Annotated in this window: 15 protein-coding genes and 1 pseudogene; 3 read left to right on the top strand and 13 right to left on the bottom strand. The window is 70.5% G+C overall.

Features of this window, described 5'->3' with window-relative positions:
* Nucleotides 1–2,159: 2,159 nt before the first annotated feature.
* Both FEF34_RS04660 and FEF34_RS04655 read right to left on the bottom strand, forming a co-directional pair.
* On the bottom strand, nt 2,160–2,936 hold the full coding sequence (locus tag FEF34_RS04660; RefSeq protein ID WP_234042274.1) for a TnsA-like heteromeric transposase endonuclease subunit: 777 nt from the start codon (nt 2,934–2,936) through the stop codon (nt 2,160–2,162).
* Complete coding sequence (locus FEF34_RS04655) at nt 2,933–4,645, bottom strand: TniQ family protein (RefSeq protein WP_171052817.1); 1,713 nt, start codon at nt 4,643–4,645, stop codon at nt 2,933–2,935. The genes FEF34_RS04660 and FEF34_RS04655 overlap by 4 nt, the downstream gene beginning before the upstream one ends.
* A gap of 221 nt (nt 4,646–4,866) precedes the next feature.
* Here FEF34_RS04655 and FEF34_RS04650 point away from each other — a divergent pair, with 221 nt between their 5' ends.
* Nucleotides 4,867–5,121, top strand: a complete 255-nt coding sequence (locus tag FEF34_RS04650; protein WP_171052816.1) for a helix-turn-helix domain-containing protein — start codon at nt 4,867–4,869, stop codon at nt 5,119–5,121.
* A gap of 435 nt (nt 5,122–5,556) precedes the next feature.
* Here FEF34_RS04650 and fxlM read toward each other — a convergent pair whose 3' ends face one another.
* The 10 genes and pseudogenes from fxlM to FEF34_RS04585 all read right to left on the bottom strand — a co-directional run bounded on the left by fxlM (nt 5,557) and on the right by FEF34_RS04585 (nt 19,742).
* Nucleotides 5,557–7,947: a methyltransferase, FxLD system gene (gene fxlM / locus FEF34_RS04640; RefSeq protein WP_138051980.1), complete on the bottom strand. Its 2,391-nt coding sequence runs from the start codon at nt 7,945–7,947 to the stop codon at nt 5,557–5,559.
* A gap of 44 nt (nt 7,948–7,991) precedes the next feature.
* Nucleotides 7,992–9,367, bottom strand: a pseudogene (locus tag FEF34_RS04635) (phosphotransferase).
* An 82-nt stretch (nt 9,368–9,449) separates the two neighbouring features.
* Complete coding sequence (locus tag FEF34_RS04630; RefSeq protein WP_138051979.1) at nt 9,450–10,364, bottom strand: NUDIX hydrolase; 915 nt, start codon at nt 10,362–10,364, stop codon at nt 9,450–9,452.
* Nucleotides 10,354–13,095: an MFS transporter gene (locus FEF34_RS42580; protein ID WP_234042271.1), complete on the bottom strand. Its 2,742-nt coding sequence runs from the start codon at nt 13,093–13,095 to the stop codon at nt 10,354–10,356. The genes FEF34_RS04630 and FEF34_RS42580 overlap by 11 nt, the downstream gene beginning before the upstream one ends.
* Nucleotides 13,092–13,508, bottom strand: a complete 417-nt coding sequence (locus tag FEF34_RS04615; RefSeq protein WP_138051978.1) for a class I SAM-dependent methyltransferase — start codon at nt 13,506–13,508, stop codon at nt 13,092–13,094. Before FEF34_RS04615 ends, FEF34_RS42580 begins: the two co-directional genes overlap by 4 nt.
* A 180-nt stretch (nt 13,509–13,688) precedes the next feature.
* Nucleotides 13,689–14,828, bottom strand: coding sequence for an NUDIX hydrolase (locus FEF34_RS04610; protein WP_138051977.1), 1,140 nt, complete (start codon nt 14,826–14,828; stop codon nt 13,689–13,691).
* A gap of 23 nt (nt 14,829–14,851) precedes the next feature.
* A complete protein-coding gene (locus FEF34_RS04605) occupies nt 14,852–16,840 on the bottom strand; it encodes an ABC transporter ATP-binding protein (RefSeq protein WP_407698253.1) in 1,989 nt (662 codons plus the stop codon).
* Entirely contained in the window at nt 16,837–17,307 is a 471-nt protein-coding gene (locus FEF34_RS04600; protein WP_138051976.1) for an NUDIX domain-containing protein, read from the bottom strand. The genes FEF34_RS04605 and FEF34_RS04600 overlap by 4 nt, the downstream gene beginning before the upstream one ends.
* Entirely contained in the window at nt 17,304–18,179 is an 876-nt protein-coding gene (locus tag FEF34_RS04595; protein WP_138051975.1) for an aminoglycoside phosphotransferase family protein, read from the bottom strand. The genes FEF34_RS04600 and FEF34_RS04595 overlap by 4 nt, the downstream gene beginning before the upstream one ends.
* 354 nt (nt 18,180–18,533) lie before the next feature.
* Nucleotides 18,534–19,742, bottom strand: coding sequence for a hypothetical protein (locus tag FEF34_RS04585; RefSeq protein ID WP_138051974.1), 1,209 nt, complete (start codon nt 19,740–19,742; stop codon nt 18,534–18,536).
* 142 nt (nt 19,743–19,884) lie between these two features.
* On the opposite strand from FEF34_RS04585, the gene FEF34_RS04580 reads away from it, so the two are divergent.
* Nucleotides 19,885–20,415, top strand: coding sequence for an NUDIX domain-containing protein (locus FEF34_RS04580; RefSeq protein WP_234042270.1), 531 nt, complete (start codon nt 19,885–19,887; stop codon nt 20,413–20,415).
* A 20-nt stretch (nt 20,416–20,435) separates the two neighbouring features.
* Here FEF34_RS04580 and FEF34_RS04575 read toward each other — a convergent pair whose 3' ends face one another.
* Nucleotides 20,436–20,981: an NUDIX hydrolase gene (locus FEF34_RS04575; RefSeq protein ID WP_138051973.1), complete on the bottom strand. Its 546-nt coding sequence runs from the start codon at nt 20,979–20,981 to the stop codon at nt 20,436–20,438.
* Nucleotides 20,982–21,202: 221 nt separating this feature from the next.
* Here FEF34_RS04575 and FEF34_RS04570 point away from each other — a divergent pair, with 221 nt between their 5' ends.
* Nucleotides 21,203–22,402 carry an IS110 family RNA-guided transposase gene (locus FEF34_RS04570; RefSeq protein ID WP_138051972.1) on the top strand — a complete coding sequence of 400 codons (1,200 nt, stop codon included), beginning with the start codon at nt 21,203–21,205 and terminating at the stop codon, nt 22,400–22,402.
* The last annotated feature ends 8 nt before the right edge of the window (nt 22,403–22,410 follow it).

Raw genomic sequence — 22,410 nt, 5'->3', positions numbered from 1 at the left:
GCGGCCAGGTAGGCCCGCCACTCCTCTTTGGTGCGCGGTTCGGAGAATCCGGGGTGGATCACGGTCAGCCTTCCTGCGTGTCGTTGCCGGGTGACCAGACCGGAAGGGGTGTGAGGTCGCCGAGGTCGAACCGGCGGCTGCTGGGCTCGCTGTCGCCGTCCTCATCGGGGTCGGGGACCGCCTTGAGCGGTGGGATGGCCGCAGGGCGGGAGGTCTCCTGGCCGTTCTCCGGGCTCGCCTGCGGCGGTCGGTGGTTGTCCAGGACTCGGGGGCGTCGGTGCGGTTCTGCAGTTCGCGCAGGGTGGCCGCGACCTCGTCCTGGTTGTCCGGGTCGCCGCCGCGGACGGTGACCATGCGGACGGCCTCGCGCAGGGTGATGTCGGTGAACGGCACCTGGTCATCGGCGGCGTGGGTCCAGCGCAGTACGTGCCAGGCGCCGTCGGCGGGGTCCTGGAAGTAGGCGTGGAGGACGTTGCGGGGGTCGACGCGGATGGGCCACTTGCCGCCGGGGTAGGGGGAGGTGGCCTTGCGGTAGCGGTAGAGGATGTCCGCGTCGTAGGTGAGGTACTGGTATTCGATGCCGTAGGGCTGGATCGTGCGCCAGTGGATGGGCAGCAGCTCGTAGTAGAGCGTGGGGTCGGTGGGGCAGGCGATGTAGCCGCTGCGCGCGACGCAGAGGGCGTACGCTTCGTTCGGAGACAGCCGCAGGTCGGGGAAGCCGGGCATGACCAGGCCGTCGTGGTGGCGGCGCTGGTAGACGGAGACGACGTATTCGGCGAAGAAGTCTTCCAGGTCGGGGATCGACCAGCGGGCGGTCTGTTCGACGTTCTTGCCGCGGCGGACGACGTTGTTGCCCTTGTAGCCGGCGACGTGCTTGCTGAACTGCTCGTTGATCGTGGCGAAGACTGCCTCGACGTGGGGTTTGTCGGTGGGTTTGCCCTTGCGGCCCAGCTGCAGGTTGATGCCGAGGCGGGTGCAGGCGCGGTGTACGACGTCGGAGTCGAACTGCTTGCCGTGGTCGATGATCAGGGTTTCGGGGAAGACCACGGGGCGGGCGGCTCCGTCGGCGAGCCGCTGGTGGTAGTCGAGTTTGCGGGGCAGCGGGATGCGGGCCATGTCGTAGCGGAGCCGGTCGGCCCAGCCGGGCCGCATCGGCTCGGGGGTCATGGCGTCGATCAGCAGCAGGCCGACGTCGAGGGCGTTGGTGGACTCGGGCGTGATGCGCCAGGACAGCAGCGAGCGGGTGGCCAGGTCGAGGGCGACGGTGAGTTCGACGCCGTGGGTGGTGTCGGTGGCCGGGTCCCAGGCGCGGATGTCGAGCGGTGTGGAGTCCATCAGGACGATCTCGCCGGGACGGTGCGCGATCAGGTGGCCGAAGAGCCGGTCGGGTTGCTGGGCGGTGGTGCGGCGGGTGGTGGAGGCGCCGAAGGTGTGCCGGCCCTTGAGCAGCAGCTGGGTGTAGCGGTGGAACGTGGCCCGGGAGGGCAGTTGCACTGCGCCTGCACCGTGCTTGGTGTCCAGGCGGTTCTGGACGCGGCGGTGGAAGCGGTCGAGGCTTCCGGTGGAGTCGTCGATCTCGGCGGTGTGCTGGTCGAGGATTGCCTCGATGATCCTGGCGTCGACGCCGGCGAGCGGGTTGGACGGCTTGTGCTTGCGTTTGTCGACGAGGGCCCACAGTCCTTCGGCGCGCCAGGCGCCGAGGACGTCCCACAGTCGCCGGTCGGTCATGCCGAGTTCCTTGGCCTTGGCCGCGATGCGCTGCCGGAGCGGGAGGTCGGGGTCGTACTCGGGGCGCGGGGCGGCGGTGCCTTCTGCTTGCGCGGCCAGGGACCGGTAGCCGGTGGTGGCTTCCAGCAGATGGGCTTCCAGTTCGGTGACGCGCTCGATCTCCGCGTCCGGCAGGCCGTCCAGTAGGGCGCCCGGGCTGAGGGTCAGCTCGTTGTCCCGCGCGGGAACGTCAGGGCCAGCGGCGGCGTCCGCCGTGCGGAAGGTGGGGTCGGCCAGGAGCTCGGAGGTGACGATGACCTGGAAAGAGCCGCCCTGGGAGCGCAGGCGTACGGCGGCGTCGAGGAAGCCGATCACCTGGTGGCGTTCCTCCTCCCACTCGATCCAGTCGCCCAGTTTCAGGCGGGTGGCGGCAGCGGGCCGAGGGACGGTGGTCATGAAGGATCCTTCGCGGCGGTCACGGTGGTGGAGGCCCGCAGGGGCGCGTCGAGGTCGCAGATCAGGCGGTGATGCCAGAGCAGATGGCACAGCACAGGGAAGGCCAGCTCGGGCTCGTCCATGAAGCTGAGCAGGAGGTCGATGGCGACCGGACGGCGGGCGAGGGCGATCAGCCGGTCGGCGAGCTCGGCTCCGGAGTGCGGGGGGCGGCGGTAGCCCGCGAGCCAGGAGATGTTGGCGAAGCGCTGAGCCTCGACGGCGCCGACCAGGCGGTAGTCCCAGCCGAGTTCCTCGCACGCCGCGAGAGTGCGCTCGGCTTGCAGGAGGACGTCGGGGTGGTCGAGGAGGCGCGGGTTCTTGACGTCGACCAGCAGCGCGGTGCCGTCGCTGCGGCGGCAGAAGATGTCCGGGGTGTGCTCCCACACCTCCCCCACTCCGACGCCGTCGAGAATGAGGGACTGGGTGGAGATCCCGGTGATGACGGGGTCGAAGTCGTACAGCGTGAGCCACTGCGACTCCAGGTAGCTCTCGTAGCCCAGCAGGGTGCCGGTGGTAGCGGACCAGAACCAGCCCGGGGTGTGCTTCTGCCCGATGTAGTGAGGGATGCGCCGGATCGGCGGGCAGCTCTCGAACGCGACCTCTGCCGCCTGGTCCAGGGTGCGGGTGACCGGCAGCTCGGTCTCGGGGTCGAGGCTGGTGACGGTCAGCCGTGGCCGCGCGGTCTGCGTCGGGAGACGACGCAGGGTGCGCGTGCGTCCGGGCGCGGGGCTCACAGGTCGTCTCCTGGATGGGAGTGCTGGGCGAGGAGGTCGTTGCCGTACGCGATCAGGGCGTCGGTGAGGAACGAGGGAGCGTTGACACGGAAGACGCGCCAGCTTTCGGCCACGGAGGCCCTGCTGGCACGCTCATCAGCCCTGTACGCGGGGGCTTCACGGGCGTGGCCGCCAGTGAGGTGGGTCCACAGCCAGATCGCCGTGATGCGACGGAGCCGGGTGGTGACCAGGAGGTTGTGTGGTCGGCAGACGGCGAACAGCACCTCGTGCGGGATCTCGTCCAGCCCCGCCAGGATGCGGCGGCGGCGAGCGTAGTCGACCGGCTCACGGCTCTCCAGCCGCCGTGCGGCCTCGGCAACCGCCTGCCAGAAGGCGTCAGCGTCGCCGATATAGCTCACCATCACGTTCGAGACGCGGGCCGCCCGGCCCGCGGGCATCTCCAGTGCGCGGGCCGCGGCCGCCCAGGTGTCGGCCCCGGCCAGGCGGGCCACTGCCATGGAGGCCAGACGGCGGCCGCTTGCCCGTGCGGCACCGGTCAGATGTGGAGCGATGAGGCTGGCGTAGTCCTCCGCGTCCAGCAGCTGCGGAATCCGGTGGAACGGCAGTGCGATGCGAGGCGCGGTCGTACGGGTCACTCCCGCGACCCTGGACATCGGCCCGCTCGCCTGTTCATACGCCCCGGCCAGCGGTCCCGGCAACGGCACACCCCGCAGGGGGTTGTGGCCGTCCTCGCGGCGACGGGCCACGGCGGCCTTCACCCAGGGGTCCAGGGCCGACCTCAGCGCATCGGTGTCGGCCGCGGACAAGACCGGCGCCACGGCCGCCAGTACTGCCAGGGTCAGATCGACGGTCGGGGGCATGGTCCGAATCCTCGAAGCGAAGCCGCCCGCCGAACGATTGACCGTGGCGGTCGCCAGCTCCCGGCGAGCGGACTCCGGCACGGGCAACGCCTCCACGGCCGGACACACCGGCGCGGCGAAACGGATCACCGCGGCCAGCGAGGACAGGGCGGTGAACCACTCCCATCCCCCGACCGCCTCACCGCCGATATGAGCGGCGCCTCCTTCCGCGACGTGAAGGATGCGGCTCTGCCAGGCGGCAAGCTCCGCCGTGACGGGCTCCGCCCGAAGATCGCGAATGTCCTGCGGACAGCGGGTGCCCGCGTGGGAGTTGCCGCACAGGACGGGGTCGGTCCGGTCACGTGTGGACAGGTAACGGGGCCCGCGCCTCAGCCCCTGGCGCAGCCGAATGCCGCACCGCGGGCAGACTTCCACCAGACGCACCCGGTGGACCGGGCAGACAGCGACCGCGCCCAGCCGCCAGGCCAGTTGCCACACCCCGCCGCTTTCCGCCAGGCACGGCGGGCAGGCACGGGAGGCGGAGAGCATGGCCCACCCGTGACGAGCGATGACACTCACTGACCGCTCGTTCGTTATGTCAATGCCGCTCAGGTCCAGGGCCGTCCCGGAGTACCGGGACAAATGCATGGCCTCGATCCGGCCGGCTCCGACACCGGTCGCCTGCCCGATGTGGGCCAGCGTCATCGGGGTGGGAACGATGCCGTAGAAGACCGGGTGGAACTTGGACCTCAGATAGGGCCGAGCCTGCAGGCCAAGCTGCCGGCCGATCACACCTGGCGGAACCATGTGGTCAGCGGCCATCCGGTCCACCCACGAAGCCAGCGACTCGCCCTCTTCCGGCAGCAGCACCAAGGCCATCCTCCGCGGCCCCGCGCCAGGCAGGCTCGCGCCCCCGCCGCTGTCTACAGACGAAACCCCACCGTCGACCACTACGGACCTATCCACCGGAATCGAAAGCGACTCAGACTCGGCCGCGGACACGCTCTACCCCCATCAAACACGCAGCTCAACGGCCTTTTCGGGCCGCTGTGTAGGATATACCCTACACAGCGATGCAGTACCTTCTTCGTGTGCCGACCACCAGCGACCTCACCGCCGAGCGCCGCGTCGCCTTCGGCCGCCGCTTGCGCGAGGTACGGGAGCGTGCGGGGCTGACGCAGACGGCCGCCGCCAAGGCGGCCGGACTGGACCGCTCCTTCTACGCAGAAGTGGAAAGCGCCCGGCACAGCGTCTCCGTGGACCGCCTCTACGCCATCGCGGACGCCCTCGGTGTCTCCGTACACGAACTGCTTCCCGACAACCTCGGCCGACCGGTCGACGAGTAGCAGCCTCGCGCTGCCCAACCCCGGCGTACGGCACTGCACAGAGCGATGCCCGCCACGCCCACCCCCGCACAGCCCCCTCAGCGTCCTCGCCGGATGACCTTCGCTCCCCCGTCCATCCCCTGGAGAGTCGTTCGGCTCGCCGACAACTCCCATCGCCTCCCCTGGCGGCCCATCCGGGAGCCGCTGAAGCAATATGCAAGATACTGAACAACTCGCTGAAATCTTGATCGAGATACTGAAGCACTGAGCGATGCCCGACAGCGGCGTGCTGGGCGAGCACGCCGCCGGCGAGGAGGGACTCGTCATCCGGGTGAGCGAAGACGGCGAGCAGACTGGGCAACACGGGCATCTCCCGGGACGGTGGTCCTGTCTGGTCGGCAGGGAGCAGAGGATGGGCGGGTGTCCTGATGGGGGCCGTTCAGCCGGACGGTCCGTTCAGCCAGATGGCCATGCTTCTCCCGTGGCCGCGGCGATCGCGTCGGTGTGCCGGGCGGGGCCCGGAAGGTGCCCGTTGCGGCCCGGCCACCGGAACACCAGGCGGCTGTGCTCCTTGTCCAGGACGTCCCCGGCGGGCAGCAGGTCGTCGGGCGTGCCGGCGGGGTGGACCGTCAGGATCGGATCAGCGTGCTTGCTGTTGTCGTCGGCGCGCACGTGGCGGTCCCATGCCCGCACTGTGGCCGCCAACTGCTCGGCGAGCTGCGGGCCCTGCTCCCCGAAGGCATGGACGAACCACTCCCACTCCTTGTCCTCGGGGCGCTCGCCATACCGGGTCGGGACGTTGATCAGGTAGGCAAGCGAGGCGTCGCCGACGATCGCCGGCGTGTCACGGTCCTTCGCGATGCCGGTGACGCCTGTTTCCGTGTCCTGGTGCGCGGCCAGTCGGCAGAACGTGGGCAGGGTGGTGGCCGCATACAGCTGCAGGGAGCCGAAATAGGCGCCCGCCCCCATGGTCACGCCGGTGCCGAGCTCGTGCCGAGGCCCGAGCAACGCCTCCTCCAAACCGGCTGTCGGGGCGGCGATGCCGTTCTCGAAGCGGAGCGTCAGCTCACCGTCGAGGAGGTCGGCGACCGGGACGGTGCGGGCGTGCTGCCCTTGGTCACGGACGAAGCCGCAGTACGTGAAGTGGCGGGCGTGCAGCACGTGGCCGCGCCGCTCGAGCGTGATCGCCCGGGTGTAGCCGCCGATCTCCAGCGGCAGAACCAGGCGTCCGCCCTCCGCCAGTTGCTCCCACCAGGCCGGGGCGATGTCCCAGCAGTTGTAGGTGATCAGGCTGCCGTCGAAGCCGCCGCGCGGCACGAGGTGTGCGGGTGCCCCGAGGGCCGCGTCGGCCTCGACGACGGTGACGCGTCCGCTGCCGGCCTCCGTGGTGAACCGGCGGGTGCGGCGCACGACCCACGGGTCGATGTCGACGGTGACCACGCGCCCCTCGGTTCCGGCTACGTGGGCGATCAGTTCGGCGTTGTAACCGCCGGACCCGGCCTCGAAGACGATCGCGCCCGGCTGAAGGTGCAGGCTTTCGATCATGTCGGCCTGGAGCCAGGCTGCGGACACCGAGCTGATCGCCGCTCCGGTCTCGTCCCGCCGGGTGATCACGGCCCGGTCGCCGCCGTCGTACGCGGTCGCGAGGTTCGCTTCCGGGGCGAAGCGGTGGCGGGGCACGGTCCGCAGCGCCTCTTGGACCTGTTCGGAGGGGGCCCAGCCGCCGTTGATGACCGTCTGGGCCATCTCGTGGCGGAGCCGGGCGGCTTCGGCTGGCTCCCCGGGCACGGGCGGCTGGTCGACGGCGAGGGGGTAGGCGTGGACGGGCGGCAGGTCGCGGATGATCCCGGGCCAGATGGCGGCCACTGCCTGTACGGCAGGGGTGAAGATGTCGCCGACGCAAGACAGGGCGGGCAGGTCATGCCACTCCCACCGGTCGAACAACTTCGGCTCGTGGTTGGTGAGGGTCCCCGACCAGGCGGTGATCCGGACAACGGCCGTGAGCCGGGGCACGCCGTGGCTGTCGTCGGCGAGCATCGTCACCACATACGCGTCCGAGGCCGAAGCGGTTAGGCCAGTCTCCTCACCGAGTTCGCGGACCGCCGCCGCGGCGAAGTCCTCCGGTCCGGAGGTCTTGCCGCCGGGCAGCTCCCACATGCCCCGACGCGAGCGGCCGAGTAGGACCCGCCCAGCCTCGTCGGTGACGACCGCGAGGGCTCCGGTCACGGCGTGACCAGTGGGTGGTTGCCGCCTCTCGACCGCCGTGGTGTCCCTGTGGCAGGAGCCGCGCAGAACGAGGACGGTGAGCTCGTCCGCTTCCAACCGTACGACCTGCTTCCAGTCGGCGGTGAGCAGGCCGATCTCGTCCTCGTCGAGGGCGATGTCCCGCCGCTCCGCGGGGGTGTGCTCGACCACCGGGGTGATGACCACGAGTGCGCCGCCGGGCCGCAGCCGCTCGCCGAGGGCGTGCAGGACGCGGCTGCGGTCGCGCAGGAAGGGATACATCAGGCGCAGGCTGATCAGGTCGTATCCCTCCTGGTGCAGCTCTGCCGGGTCGTCGTTCTCGATGTCCAGCTGTAGCCAGCGCACTCCCTCCGCTTCCGGGTGTTCCTCGCGGGCCCGGGCGATCGCGCTGCCGGCGAAGTCGACGGCGTCCACGGCGTAACCGAGGGACGCGAGGTAGGCGGCCAGTTCGCCGGTGCCACATCCCACGTCGAGCGTCCGACCGCCGCCTTCGGGGACGGGCGTGTGCTCGGCGAACACAGCCCGCTCGGCGTCACCGACCTGCCGGAAGTTCTTCCCGTCGGCGTAGTGCTGCTGCCACTCCTCGCGGTGGGTGTATCCCACGGTGCTGCTCCTCAACTGGTGTGGTGCGGTGGACGATGCGGTGTTCAAGGGCGGCCCGTTGAGCGCAGGCGGGCCAGGGTGCGGCGGCCCCGTTCGACGAGCTCCGGATCGCCGTGGGCGGCGCCGTACTGGATGCCGGAGACGGCGTCCAGGGCAGCCAGGACGGCCAGGTGCTCCTCCTCAGCCGGGGTGAGCGGGCGGCCGTAGCCGTCCATCACGGCCTCGTACAGGTCCGGCCGGCCTGCCCAGGCGTCGGCCAGGCGCACGAAGTCCCGTACGGCCGGGCCGTCTTCGCTCCGCTCGAAGTCGATCACGTACAGGCTCCCGCTGGCCTCGTCCCAGCGCAGATTGCGCAGCTGGAAGTCGCCATGCGTGGGCCCCGTCTCCAGGGGAGGCAATGCTGCGGCTTTCACCACCACCGGACGAACTCCTCGTCTCCGGGGCCGAGGTGCCGCCGCGCGGCGTCGAGGTGCCGCTCCCACTTCCCCAGGGGCGCGGTGGCGCCAGTCACCGGCCGGGCCGGGGCGCTGCGGTGGATGGCTGCCGCGAGCTCACCGATGCGGTGGAAGATCCGCCGCTGTTCTGCGGGTGGGTGGACGGCGCCGTGCAGGGAGCGGCCCGGTACCGCGGTGATGACGGCAGCCCGCAGCTCCTCAGCGACGGCGACCAGGCGTGGTGCGGCAACGCCCAGGTCCGGGACCCAGGTGCGGTACGCGGACACCTCCCGCTGGTGGAAGCGATCGTTCTGGTGCAGCTTGACGAACCACTCCCCGTCCTCGGCACCGACAGCTCGCCACACTTGGCTGCCCTCCCGCGCCCAGGAGACGTCCGTCCAGCCGGTGACGCGACCGACAGCTCGCTCGGTGAACTCCCGCAGTCGGGCATCCGGCCCGACCACTCCGGCCGTGGGGACGGGGCGGCACCGGTTGAGGGCCGGGTCGTAGGCGATCGGGTCGCCGGGCTGCTGGAAGTGCACGGCCATCGCCTGGCCCGTCCGGTAGGTGTCCAGCCCGGCACGGCAGTATGCGACCATCGGCTCCGGCAGTGCGTCGAGAGCGAACCAGTCCATCGCGTCGCAGACGGCCGGCTCCCGGACTGCGGGAGTGCCCTGCCAGGTGCGGACCTCGAAGAACACCCCGGACCGTGCACCACCACCAGGACTGCGGTGGTGCACGGTCACCGCGAAGCGGACCTCCGCTGGGTCGATGACGACGCCGGTCTCCTCGTACGCCTCACGGATCAGGGCGCCGACGACATCCTCGTGAGGTCCGTCGAGGTGACCGGAGGGCAGGTGCCACATGCCCGAGGCGTAGACGTCCCCGGCGCGGCGGGACAGCAGGACCTCGGGGCCGGCGGCGCTGTCACGGCGCAGGATCAGGTGGACGTCGACCGGCTCCCGGTGCCGCAGCTCGCCGCTCACGACACCGTCCCGGGCCGGCGGGCCAGCAGCACGGTGAACACGGGCGGTGCGTCGAGGCGGTTGGGCACTCGTGCTTCGACGTTCACGCCCATCCCATCTCTGAGTAGGAGCGGCCGGAGCGGATGCCGTCGATGGCGGTACGGGTGTAGGGCACCATCGGCTCTGGCAGGTGGTCGAGCGGCCACCATTCCCAGCGGACGCACCGGTCCGGTTCCCGCACCTCCGGCTCTCCGCACCACGCCGACGCCCTGAAGAAGAGCTGGATGCGCGGCTCCGCATCGGCGTGGTCGAGAAGGTGGACCGTGTGCACCAGGTCCAGGTCCTCCGGCCTGATGACGAGACCGGCCTCCTCGACCGCCTCCCTGACCAGGCAGGACCGCACCGATTCCCGCTCGACGTGTCCGGCGAGCGCGTGCCACTGTTCGGCGGCGTACGCGATGTCGGGATGGCGTAGTCCGAGCAGGGTGTGCCCGTCGCGCTCCAGGTAGAGGTGGGCACCGATCACGTTCCTCACGGCCCCCGCACCGCCCTGTGATGCCCCGGGCCGCTGCTCGGGTACCGGCGCGATCTCGCTGAGGGGGTTCTTCGCACGGTGGGCGAGGATCGCCTCGTACGCCCAGGGACACATAGAGAGGTGGACCATGGTGTCCACGTCGAACCAGCGGAACATGATGCCTTCGGTGACCGGCAGCCGGTCGGCGTCCCCGTCCCACCGGCCCTCGTAGACCTGGATCCGGCCCTCGGTGACGTGGGGGCCCGAAGCTTCCACCGTGGTGAAGAACGTCAGGTGGGGGATGACGAGGTCGGCCTCCTCGCGGAGCTCGCGGACGATCGCCTCGTCGGGCGTCTCCTGTCCTTCGGGGCCTCCTCCGATCAGCGACCACGTGCCCGGATCGCAGATCGGCTTGTTCGCATCGCGCAGGTGCAGCAGGTACTGCCCGCGGCTGTTGGTGAGGATGACGGCGGTGCTGGTGGCTGTTGTGGAATCAGTGTGCATGGCTGTCGCCCTTCTCGGAGTGCGGGTCAGGCTCGCCTGTCGCCCCCGTATCGGTGTGAGAGGCGTCGGTCAGCGTCCAGCACAGGGCGCGGCAGCGGCTGGTCACCCGCTGGGCGCCGTCGGCGTCGATCTCTAGCCGGTAGGTGTGCGGTGAGCCGGCCGCGAGCCAGCGGTCGGCGACGTAATGGATCTCTGCCCAGATGTCGCGCGGCCCGAAGGTGGTGACCTCCCAGCGTCGGTGGCCGACGGGGCGTGCTCGCATCCAGGAGCCGCACCGGGGTGCGCCGATCGTCAGGTCTTCCGCGCTGCGGTCGCGGACGAGCCCGGGGTGGAGGTGGTCGAGGGCCAGCCACATGCCTCGGTCGGTGTCCGCCGGAGGCTCCAGCCGGCTGGGCCGGGTCCGGCCGCCTTCGGATGCGGCGATCTGTTTGCGGAAGGCGGCGGACAGGAACAGCCGCTCGAAGCCCGCGCCGCGGCGATGCCCGAACTCCACCGCGACCAGTTTCGCCTCCACAGCGCCGGTCGGGGTTCTGGTGATCACTGCCAGGCCCGGCCAGGACGGCGAGGAGGTGCCCAGTGTCATCAGCGCACGTCCGCCCGGCGCGAGTTGGGCAACCAGGGCCGGCGGAATCCGGGGTACGGCGAAGGACACGAAGATCCGGTCGTACGGGCCCAACTCGGGCCAGCCACTCAGGCCGTCCCCGGTGACCACGGCAGGTTGGTACCCCAAGGCCATCAGACGTGCGCGGGCGGCCTCGCTGACGTGCTGGTCGATGTCGAGCGTGACGACGCCGTTGTGGCCGCAGATGAAACTGGCCACGGCCGCGGTCACGCCGGCCCCGGTGCCGACGTCCAGCACACGCTGGCCGCGGCGCAGGTCCAGGCGCTGCAACAGGTCGGCGGTCATGCCCATCGTGCTCGACATCGCCGTCATGGCGCCCCCGGACCGGACGCCGGGGGCCCGGTTGAGGATTGGCTCGCCCTCGTGCTGGATGGACACGCTGTCCCCGCTGTGGAGAAGACCCAGCAGCTCCTCCCGGTCGTCGGGGCGGGACCAGTCCAGCAGCTCCCAGCGCGGCGGTTCGTCGGGGGCGCTGCGCCGCACGTACGCCTGGGGCATCAACGTCTCGCGCGGCAGGGCGAGCAGCGCATCGCGCACGGCACCGGTCTGAAGGTCACCGGCCTCCTCCAGGCGGGCGACCATCTCTGTCCGTGCGGCCACGACCTGCGCATCCGTCGCGGCGGGGGAGGGCGGGGCGGGGCGCGGTTCGGGGAGCGCGGGGGCGGTCGGCCGGACCTCCGCACCTCCGGTGTTCAGGTAAGTCACGGCATGCCTCCGTCCATCGCGCCCTGCGCCCTCCTCGGCGGGCGCAGGCCCCGGCGCAGGCACGGTCGGCCTGGCAGCGGCAGGCGGCTGCCCCGCAGTGTGGCCCGTGCCCTCCGGTGTGCGCGGAGTGGAGGGCATCTGTCGCAGGGCGCGCAGCGGCGAGCGGGCCAGGACCACAAGCGGTACGACGAGCAGGCACCCACCGGCGATCAGCGCGGGGCGTACTCCGGCCCAGGTGCCGAGTCCGCCGGCTAGCAGCGCTCCCAACGGCCGGGCGCCCGAGGTCAGCCAGGTGCTCACAGCCTGCATCCGGGCCTGCATGCAGTCCTCGGTGATGATCTGCCGGATCGACCGCTGGGTGGTGCCCGCCGCACCCGCGCAGGCCAGCTGAAGGAACAACGCTGCGCCGATTACGATCTCCCAGCCGAGCCCTGGCGAGGCCAGCAGCAGCGGGACCTGGGTGAGCGGCGTGAGCGCGAGCGCGCCGAGCATCATCGGACCGGGTCCGAACCGGTGCGCGATGGCCGGGGCGGACAGAGCCCCGGCCGCCGCGCCCAGGGCGCCGATCCCCAGGACCACGCCGAAGGCGGTCGCGCTCATCTCCAGGACTCGCAGGAGGTACAGCGCCCACAGCGTGTTGAGCGCGGCTAGGGCCAGCGACGTGGTGGCGTTGACCCAGGTGAGCACGCTCAGCCGGTGGTCGTCGCGCACGTATCGCAGGCCCTCGGTGATCTCCGTCCGCAGCCGGCGCTGCTTGGTCCGCGCCGGGGTCGTCTCGCGGGCCTGGATGCGGGCGGTGCACCAGGCACTGAGGAGGTAGGAGCCGACGTCTCCGAGGAGGGCGCGGGCCGGGCCGAGCAGCGCTGTGAGCGCGGCGCCGAGGCTGCTGCCACCGGTCGCCGCGATCGCGAACAGGCCCCCGATGCGGCTGTTGCCCCGCTGGATCAGGGACCGATCGACCAGCGTCGGCAGCAGGCTGATCGCCGCCGCGTCGTGCAGCACGCCCGCGGCCCCGTGAACCACGGCGACAACCATGAGCTGCGCCAGGGTCAGCTCCTCCAGGGCCGCAGCCACTGGCACTGTTGCCAGTGCCGTGGCGCTGACGAGGTCACCGGTGATCATCTGCCGTCGCTTGGAGTGCCGGTCGGCGAGCGCACCGGCGTGCAGAGCGAGCAGGGCGGGCGGCAGCTGCCCGCAGAACGCCAGCCAGGCCACCTGGCCGGGGGTGGCGTCCAGGTGGAGTACGGCGAGCACCGGGATCGCCATCGAGCTGATCGAGCTTCCCGCCACGCTGGCGGTCTGGCCGGTCAGGTAGCGACGGAAGTCGCGGTGCCGCCACAACGACGTGGACGCGTGTCCTTCACGGGGCCCGGTGAGCGGTCGACTGGTGGCGGAGGGGTTCACCAGCCCGCCTCCTCGGCTGTGGCGGTGCTGGGCTGGTAGCCGCTGGCTTGAAGGGTGAACATGGCGGCGTAGTCGCCGCCGCTGGCCATGAGGGCGGCGTTGTAGCCGCCGGAGCTAATCTCAAGGACGCGGTGGCCAGGCCGAATGCGGGCTGCTTCGAGCACGTCGACTTGGAGCCATGGCGCGGAGACGGAGCTGATCACCCGGCCGTCGGGCGCGTGGCGGGTGGGGATGATGTCGTTGGCGTACGCCGCTTCCACAGCGACGTCGGGAGCGAAGGCGTGCCGGGGAACGGCGCGGAAGGCGCGCTCGACAGCAGCGGTGCGGATGTGGCTGTCGGCGCGGAGTCGCTCGACGAGCTGGTGGCGAAGCTCGCTCACGTCGCTGAGTTCGGTAGCCGGTGGGGTCGTCACGGTTGTCCTTTTGGTCGACCAAGGTGGAGTTCGCGAATTCAGGCACGCCGGGCGAAGCCGCAGTACGTCTCGTCGAACTGCGGTGACGTCTGCCTGGCCCCAGGGACTGCGCCCGGCGCGGCATGTTGGCACCTCGGGGGCCGCAGCGCGGGACGAATTGAGGCGGGGTGGTCGTTCGTGTCAGCTCAGCCGCATCCCCTCCGCGGGGACTTCCTCCATCGCGGCGGTGGAAGCGACAGGAAGGCCCCAGCGCTTCCGAGCGGTCTCCGCAGCGAGTTCGGCTTGCCGTGCTCCGGGAGGGCCCCATCCCAGCAGGGCGGCTGCCTGGGCTGGGGTGGCAAGCAGGCGTGCGAAGGGGTGGCCTGTGGCGGGGTCGACGGCCGCCGGCCCGATGTCGGTGACACGGGCGGCCAGGCGGAGCCGGGCGTTGGGCCCCACTCCGCCGTAGACCTCGCCGGTCTCGTCCAGCACCCAGCCCAGTCGCACCGGATCGGTCAGAGTGAGCTGGGCTTCTTCGGCGGCTTCCCGGTGGAGGGCGGCCTCGGGCGTCGCGTCGGTCTTCTCCACGGTGCCGCCGGGCAGCATGGCCAGGGCACCCCGAGGGCCAGGGTCGGCAACGAGGACGACCCGGCCGTCGGGAACGAAGCACCACGCCCAGGCTTGCTGCACGGGGAGCTGCTCGGGCACGGGGCCGCGGTTGAGGGGACTGTCCCACAGGGGGCGGTAGCGGATGTGGACGTCATGGTGGTCCAGCGCCGGGACATCGAGAATGTGCCGGCCGTCAGCGAGGTGCGCGGTGGCGGTGTTCCCCAGCCGGGCACGGTAGGCGGCGAGCATGATCTGCCCGTCCACGGGGCGCAGCCGCTGCACCGCGTCCCGGGTTTCGAGGAAGGCGTACTCGGACAGCTCCTCTCGGGGCAGGCGGATCGCCTTCGCCTGGTCGGGGGTGAGGGTTCCGCCGTCGAAGACGTACCGGATCTCTCCGGGGCAGGGTGTGCCGGGCCCGATGTCTGGGTGGTGCTGTGAGAGGGAGTGGATGGCGAGCACGCTCGAGAGGGCCAGATCCGGCAGGCCCAGTTCCTCGGTGATCTCGCGCCGGCAGGCGAGGTGTGGGTGTTCGCCGGGTTCGACGACTCCTCCGGGCAGCAGCCACTGGTCGTCCTCGCGGTAGGTCGGGTGGACCAGCAGGACGCGGCCGACCTGGTCGGTGATGATCGCGGCGGTGCCGAGCCACACCGCGTGCCGGGTTGCGGCGTACTGCCCTGATGACAGGACGGACTGCGAGGCAACTCGTGCTGGCGGGCGGAGGGAGGAGGACATGGCTATGCCTTTCGGTGAGGCGGTCATGCCTTGTCTACGACGCTGGGCGAAGCAGGCTTCGGGACGTTCGGGGGCGGGGCGTACTGGGCGGCCTGTGTGTCGAACATGGCGGCATATCGGCCACCTGCGGCGATGAGTTCGTTGTGCGTGCCGTGTTCGGTGAGGCGCCCTTGGTTGAGGACGTAGATGTGGTCGGCGTGGCGAACGCCGGACATGCGGTGGGTGACCAGGACGACGGCTCGGTGCGGGGCGGCGAGGCGGCGGATGCGGTCGAAGGCGGCGATCTCGGCTTCGGGGTCGAGGGCGGAGGTCGGCTCGTCGACGATGAGAACGCTGTCCGCTTGCGATGTTGAGCTGCGCCAGTGGGTGCGGGCCAGACCCACTTTCTGCCATTCCCCGCCGGAGAGTTCGATGGCTCCGCGGAACATGCGGCCGAGCATGCTGTCCAGACCGTTGGGGAGTTTGGCGGTGACGGGCCCGGCTCCGGCGTAGTCGACGGACTGCTGCAGGTCGTGGGCCGAGGCGTCGTGGTCGGGACGGCCGATGCGGATGTTCATCGCGGCCGTGACAGGCCAGCGCTGGAAGTCTTGGGTGAGCAGGGAGACGCGGTGGAAGACCTCGGCGCGTTCGAGCCCGGAGATGTCGGCCTCGCCCCACTTCACGGTGCCGTCGTGAGGCAGCAGGAGACCGGACAGGATCTTCATCAAGGTGCTTTTGCCGGAGCCGTTCTCGCCCACGACGGCGGTGACCGACCCCATGGGGAAGGTGAGCGTGACGTCGTCCAAGGCCGGTGCGTCGCGGTCGGGATACCGGTAGGTGACGTGCTCTAGGGAGACCTGCTTGACCTGGTCTGGAACGGGGTTGCCGGTCTGGGGGATGGCGCGTTGGGCGGCTTCGACCAGGAACTGTTCGTGGTCCTTGACGTAGAGGGACTCTTCGTGCAGCTGGTTGATGTTCATCACCAGGGCGCCCAGGCTCGCCGACCCGGTCCGCACCGCGATCACGGCGGTGCCGGCGACGGCGAGGCTCATGTGCCCGGCCATGATCAGCCAGATCATCGTTCCGTAGGTGGCGGCCATTGCCAGTCCGGACAGCGCGGAGGCGACCCATTCGGTGACGGCCTTGCTGGAGGCCAGACGCTCCTGCTCCGCCTCTGCGCTGGCGGCCATGCGCCGGTACCGGTCGAGGAGGAAGGGACCGACGGCGTGGATGCGCACTTCTTGTGAGGCGGTGCGTTCGGTGAGGAGGTTGCCGATGAGGCGGCTGGCCCGCAGGTGCTCGATCCAGCTCATCATCGACACGTAGCGTTCCTGTGCCACCCGCATGGCGCCCCAACCCCGGGGCGCGGCGATGACCAGCAGCATGGGCAGCAGCGCCGGATGCAGGACGGTGAGCACACCGGCCGTGGCGATCAGCGAGATACTGCTGTTCAGCGCGGAGACACAGGCGCCGATCATGCGGCGCGCGGAGGCGGGCCCGTACTGGGCGATGTCGATCAGACGCCGAAAGTCCGGGTCGTCGATGGCTTCGAGTTCGACGGCGGTGGCCGCGGCCAGGTACTGCGTGGTGGCGATCCGCTCGACCTTTGGCTCCAAACGGCCGGCCCGAGAGGTCGACCAGCCGGCCAGAGCGGAGTTGACGACGGCGACGCCCGCGGCGGCGAGCAGTCCCGGCAGCAAGGCGTGTAGCCGCTCGACAGCGTCTCCGCCCCCTAACAGCGCGTGCATGACCGCGTTGATGGCAAGCAGGCCGACCGCGGCGGCGATGCCCTGGCCGAGTTCGCTGATCGCCACTGCCACGAGCGCGCGGCGATCCGCGCTCCAGGCCATCCGCAGGGCAGCGCCGACGAGTCTGGGCATCTGGCGCAGCGCTGATCGCATGGTCAAGTCCAGGCCCGCGTGCTCGTGTTGGGACCAGCCCATGTCGTAGCGCAACGGCCCGCCGAAGAGCTCGCGTTCTGCCTCGGATACCTGGGGCTCCGCCATGTGGACCTTGCCGAAGAATCGCTTCACTCGCTTCCTCCCTGCGTCGGCCAGTTCAGAGCCCGGTAGGACGGGCCGTGGGTGATCATGTGGAAGATGGCGGTGGTGTACGGGTGGCAGTCCGGCGGGGGCTTCTCCATCGACACCCAGAACAAGCCCTCGTGCTTATCCGGCTCGGCGTTGTGCAGCTCGCCCGCCCAGGACTGGGCGACGAAGACGGCGGTGATCCGGTCCGGGCCGTCGCCGGAGTCGTGGTGGTGAATGAGGCCGCAGAACTCCTGTTGCTCGGCGCTGATGCGGACCCCCGTCTCTTCTTCCGCTTCGCGCCGCGCGGCGTGGTCGAGCGGTTCACCGGCTTCCAGATGGCCACCAACGACGGTGAGTTGTCCCGGTGCGAGGGCCGCCTCCGGTTTGCGACGTACGCACAGGGCTGCGCCGTTCGAGCGGAGCAGGACTTGGGCCACGTCAGCGATCAGCAGGTGAGGCGCGTCACTCACAGGCGGCCCTCCTGTAGCAGGCGTTCGACGGTGCGCCGGCCGCGCGCGGTCACGAGCGGATCGCCGTGCCGGGGGCCGTAGGCGAGGGCGTTGGCGGCGTCAGCTGCTGCGAACGCGGTCAGCGCGTATTCCTCTGTCTCGGACGGAGGCCGGCCGTACCCCTCGAACAGGGCGGTCCGCAGTTCGGGATGGTCCGGCCACAGCGAGGTGGCGAGTTTGACGAAGTCGGTGACACGGGGGCCCGGTTCGCTGCGTTCGAAGTCGATCAATGCGCAGCGCTGGCCGTTCCAGAGCAGGTTGCGCTCCCAGAAGTCCCCGTGCCGCCACCCGGCCGGTAGCGGTCCGCAGCCGGGCGGCGCGCTCACCAGGCGCCGCAGCAGGTCGGCTTCCGTAGTGGACAGGTGGTCGCCGGCCTCGGCGAGGTGCTTGTCCAGGCCGGCCACCGTGTTCTCGACGACTGCGCCGGCTTCCGGCTGGACCAGGGGGCCGGTCATCGCGTCGTGGAAGCGGCGCAGGAGTTGGCCGGCTTGCCGGTGGGCCGTGCGGCGGCGCGCGGGTGACTCCTCTTCCTTCAACGGCTCGCCGTCCACGGCGGTCAGGATCAGGGCGAGCAGCTCCGCGGAACTGTCTCGCAGCACCGGGGCATTGCCGTGACCGAGGTGAGGAACGGCCACCCGGTAGGCACGGGTCTCCCGCGTATACAGGATCGGTTTGGGCGCCACTTTCACGTAGTGGTAGCCGGTGGGTCCAGTCACCCTCCATACCTGAGAGTTGTCGCGGTCGTGCGAGGAGACCCGCACATCGTCCAGGGGGCCCAGCACGCTCTCCGCCCAGGCGTGGAGGGGGGAGGGAAGACGAGTGGAGTCCGTCATGCGAGGTACCTGGTATCCGGTCGTGCTCCGTCGGAGAGCAGGGCGGCGCGGTCGGAGGCGAGGTGAAGGCTGGTGTCCGAGGAGGCAGTGGTGTTTTCGAACGCAGGATGAACGAGGGCAGGGCGGCGTACGGGATGCATGGGGGCTCCTCGGGGCGGGATGCGGACAGGTGATCGGGTAACGGCGGGTCTGCTGTCGCCGTAACGGGTGGAGGCGGGCGAAATCTAGAACCTGATTTCGAATACCGAGCCCTCTCCTTCTGTGGTCGGGTGGGGCGGGCTGTGATGCTGTGTTCGATCACTCATATGGGTTGCGATACCTCCTGCGGGGGATTGCCGAGGGCCGCCTGGTCGGTCATGGCGTGGCGAGGTCCGGGCGGAGGGCGATGGCGTCGCGAAGGAAGCTGCGCTTGGAGTAGAAGGTGTGCTCGGTCGCCCAGCCGTGACTGGCGAGGTATTCGCAGAGCCAGTGATCGATCCGCTTCATCTCGAGGAGGACCTCGTCCTGGTCGTGGTCGAGGATGCTGCGCGAGCGGAGGTACTCCAGCTCGCACTGGGAGAGCACGACTTCGGGTGCCGCCAGGAGGGCGCAGCGGTCGAGGAAGATGCCGTAGACGTGTCCGGTGCGCATCGACTCGCACTGGATGTCGTAGCGGACGCGCTGGAAGGGCGGCATGGCCCGGACCTGGAGGCTCAGGTCTTCACGCAGGAACGTCTCGAAGCAGTCGGGGGTGATGTCGAGGCCAAGGGTGAGTTCCTCGCGGCGGGCGAAGGCGTCCTCGGTGAACCACTTGCGCTTGAGCACGTGCCCGGCGGTGACGGTGGGGATGAAGGAGGCGTAGCCGATCTCAGGCTCAGGGCCGGTGACGTCGAACAGATAGTTCTCGGTGTGGTGGATCTGGAACTCTTCCCGGTACTCCGGACGGCAGTCTTCCAGCTTGCCGTCGCGCAGTGCCTTGAGCAGTTCCATGGACGCGGACCAGATGTCCGGTGCCGGGTCGAGGGTGTACTTGAACTCCAGCTCGGTCCCGGAAAAGTGCTTGCGGAAGTACCGCAGGTGGTTGTTGAGCGCCGTGCTCGACTCGGCGTGCGCCGCCAGCACGGGCCCGAGCCAGCGCAGTTCCTCGACCGGGCCATGGCCGACTGGTTCTCGGGTGGTGCGGACGAAACAGGCGTCCTCGGGGTGGAAGCGAATCTGCGCGTACGCGTGGTAGCCGCCGCCGGGGTGTTCAGCCAGGTAGCACAGCGGCACCAGGCCAGGGGCGGCCTCGGTGCCGACCAGGCCGCGCAGGGCGGGGCCGGCGATGGCGTCGGGGAACAGTTCGCCGCCGTCGATCCTGACCGCCCCGAGCCGGGTGCCGCCGAGGTGCAGCGCTTCGGCCGGACAGGGCCCCAGCGCGTTCCAGCGGACGATCACGGTGGTGGCCGGCCGGCACACCTCCTGCGGCGGCACCCGTACGAGCACGATCGGCTCGTCTGGTCGTCGTGGCGCGGTGCGGTTGAGGAGGTGGACGCCGCCGAGGACGACCCAGGCTCCCCGTTCCGAGGGCTGCTCATCGTGCACGCTGGACTCCTTCGTGTGAAGCGGGCGCCACGGGTGATCGCTCTGCAGCCCGAAGGGGCCACCGGGTCGGCCGGACACCCCCGGATGGCTGCCTGCTCGTCGCTGCGACGTCCGGCCGGTTCGTCGGCCTAGGGTGGGACGAGTGAGTCATGGTGAAGTCGGTCAGGTGATCTTGGACGAGGCTGTTGCGGATGCCCGCCTCGCCGCATGGGAGTTCGACGGTGCACGGGCCTGGCTGGAGGAAGCCCGTCGGCATCCGATGGAGCCGCTGGCGGCCGAGGTGTGGGTCACCGACCCTGCTTTCGAGCACGTCCTGCTGGTCAAGCACCGCGTGCGCGGATGGGTGCCGCCCGGCGGCAAGGTGGAGCCGGGCGAGGCGCCGCGTGCGGCGGCGGTACGAGAGCTGCTGGAGGAGACCGGCCTGCGCAGCGACCTGCTGCCCGAGCCCGCAGCCGTGGCGGTGCGTTCCTACCGGGCCGACTGGTCTCCGACGTTGGGCCTGTCCTATGCCGCGGTCGTCGGACGTGACGTACCGCTCGCCGGGGAGCAGAACCAGCCGGCGGCATGGTTCCGTCTGGACGCCGACTGGGACAGCGTCTTCCCCGAGGACCGTGAGCGGATCCGTGCGCACGCTCGCCGCCTCGCGGCCGACCGGGCGGTCGGCTCCCGCTGAGGTAGACCCTTGGTCGCCGTTCACAGGACGGCCTCGATCCGATCGAGGTCGGCCGCGGGCAGGGTGACGAGCTCAAGGTCGTGCAAGAAGCGGCACCACACCGGCTCCAGGCCGGGTTCGCGCTCGAACTCCTTACGGTCCAGGCACCCATTGGCGTACGCGGCGGTCCGCAGCGCGTGCTGCTGCAGCTGGTCGGGGTGGATCCACCGAGGGGCGCGGACCTCCCGGGGGGAGGGGCACAGCGGCCCGGAGACCTCGGCCTGGAAGATCCACCAGTGGTGGCCGACCGGACCGCTGGGCGTGCGGCGGCAGCGGTTGGGCCGCCACTGGTCCAGCAGCAGGTGCAGGTGGGTGATGGTGAGACCGACCTCTTCGGTGACCTCGTTGCGGGCGGTCTGTTCGGGGCCGCCATGCTCATCGATGTGGCCGGCGACCGGGGCGATTCCGGCCGGAGGGGTCGCCCGCTCGAACATCAGGAGGCCGCTCGGGGAGGAGATCAGTACCCCGACGCTTGCGTGGTCACAGAGGCGGACCCTGCCGCCGGGAGCCGGGACTGCCGGGGTCATGCGGCCCTACCTTCTTGAGTGCGTCCCGAGAGTTCGCGACTCTGGGACTGCGCGGGTGGGGCAGGGATGGCTTTCATGCTGGCCGCCCTCGATGGCTCAGGCCGCTGGTCCCCCTGCCCCGCCACTTCTTCCGGACTGCTGATTAGGCACTGCGAACGATCGCTGAGTAGGGCGAGGACAGGCGGAAGGAGTCGCGCCGCACGCTGCACCGGGAGGGGACCATGACCGCCAACGCAGGCTTCGACATCGCCAAGGAATTCCACTGGCTCGCGGTCACCGACGACCGCGGACACCAACTCCTCAGCCACCGGGTCGACAACACACCCGACGCCATCGACAAGTCCATCGGCGAACTGCACACCATCGAGGCCGAACACGGCCCCGTCACCGTCGGCCTGGACATCCTCGGCGGCATCGCCGCCCTGCTGACCGCCATGCTCCTGGCCGCGGGCTTCCACGTCGTCCACGTCCCCGGCCTGGCCGTCAACCGCGCCCGCCGCGCGACGAGGGGCGGCGAGAACAAGTCCGACCCCCGTGACGCCAAAGTCATCGCCGAACAGGTCATGCTCCGCGACGACCTGCGCACCGTCGAGCTGCCCGACGACAGCGCCGTGGAACTGCGGCTGCTGGTCGGCCACCGCACCACGCTGGTCAAGGAGGCCACCGCCCGCACCGCACGGCTGCGCGACCTGCTCACCGGTATCCACCCCGGCCTGGAACGGGCCGTCGACCCGACCAACCAGTCCGGGCTCATCCTGCTGGGCCACTACGTCACACCGGCCGAGATCCGCCGCGCGGGCACCGCACGGATCGCCGGCTACCTGCACCGGCACGGGGTCAAGACCACCACCGCACAGCCACTGGCCGACGCGGCGCACACCGCCGCGCTCGCCCAGCATGCCGCCCTGCCCGGCGAACGCCGCACCGCCCAGCTCATCCGCGAACTCGCCGACGAGCTGCTGGCCGGCAAACACCGCGTCAAGGCCCTGGAAGCCGAGATCGAAAAACTGGTGACCAGCCACCCTGACGGGGCCCTCATCCGCAGCCTGCCGGGGATGGGGGCCGGCCTCACCGCGGAATTCCTCGCGGCCGTCGGCGACATCCGCCGCTTCACCAGCGGCGACGCGCTGGCCGCCGCCTCCGGACTGTCCCCGGTCCTCTCCCAGTCCGGCAAAATCCGCTACTCGCGCAGCGCGACCGGAGGCGACAAGGCCCTCAAACGGGTCTTCTACCAGGCCGCGTTCTGCTCCATCCAGCGCGACCCCACCTCGCGTGCCTTCTACGACCGCAAACGATCCGAAGGCAAACGACACCATCAGGCCCTGATCGCCCTGGCCCGGCGCAAGATCAACGTTCTCTACGCCATCCTGCGCGACCGACGCCCCTACGAGGCCCGGCCACCTCTCCGTCTCGTGGCTTGACAACAGCA

Source organism: Streptomyces marianii (genome assembly GCF_005795905.1).
Lineage (GTDB): Bacteria > Actinomycetota > Actinomycetes > Streptomycetales > Streptomycetaceae > Streptomyces > Streptomyces marianii.
This window is presented reverse-complemented; position numbering and strand designations above follow the sequence as displayed.